Origin of the sequence: Arsenophonus sp. ENCA (assembly GCF_002287155.1) — a bacterium.
In the GTDB taxonomy this organism is placed as follows: Bacteria; Pseudomonadota; Gammaproteobacteria; order Enterobacterales; family Enterobacteriaceae; genus Arsenophonus; species Arsenophonus nilaparvatae.
Map to the genome: position 1 here is coordinate 1 of NZ_NHNG01000268.1, position 730 is coordinate 730.

The following is a 730-nucleotide window of genomic DNA, read 5'->3' on the forward strand; positions in this document are numbered from 1 at the left end:
ATAGTAACAAACAAAGAGAATCCCACCCGTGAATACGTCAAATCTATCATGGATGCCCGTTGGTCTGTTGAAGTTTATCATCGAGAAGTTAAACAAAATTGTGGTATTGAACGCTGTCAGGCTCGCACGAGCCGAGCGCAAAGAAATCATATTTTTCTCGCTATTTCTGCGTGGTTTGAACAACATAAACGTCGTATATCTGAAAAAATAACCCTTTATCAACAAAATTGGGACGTAATCAAAAATGCTATTGCTGAGCACATCCGTGTTTTATTAGCGTACCCAAATTAGTTTTGTGCGAAACTCGTGATCAAGAGAGGCCGACTGGCAGGAGGGAAACTCTATCTCCAGCTTCCTCATCGCGGGAAACATTAAGCGTGTTGCTTAATAGTGAAATAAGGGTGTTTCGGTGATTGAAGTAAATTTTACGCTGTTCTGAGATGGAAATTCCAAAGACCTGCGCTAAGGAGTAAGAAGGTATCATCAATAAAGGGTCTACGATTCCGTAAAATTTGGGTCATGCAACCGAGGCGCTTGATACCCGCGATGGCGTGTTCAACTGTAATACGGATGCCCGAGATTATTTTATTTTCTTGTTTTTGTTCAGGCGATAAAGGTCTTTTTCGAGTTCCTTTTTTTGGGATTTGTGTATTAGGATGCTGTTTATCTATACCTTGAAAACCGGTATCTGCCCAGATGGTTACCTCAGGAGGAATATGGCGAATTATAT

General features: G+C 41.0%; 2 protein-coding genes. One reads left to right on the forward strand and one right to left on the reverse strand.

Annotated elements, in window-relative coordinates; genetic code table 11:
- Positions 1 to 291 (forward strand): transposase (locus tag CBG25_RS06970; protein ID WP_290603789.1); only part of this gene is annotated, 291 nt, incomplete at its 5' end.
- Positions 292 to 425: 134 nt separating this feature from the next.
- Here CBG25_RS06970 and CBG25_RS06975 read toward each other — a convergent pair.
- A partial coding sequence (locus CBG25_RS06975) for a transposase family protein (protein WP_290603625.1) occupies positions 426 to 730 on the reverse strand: 305 nt, incomplete at its 5' end.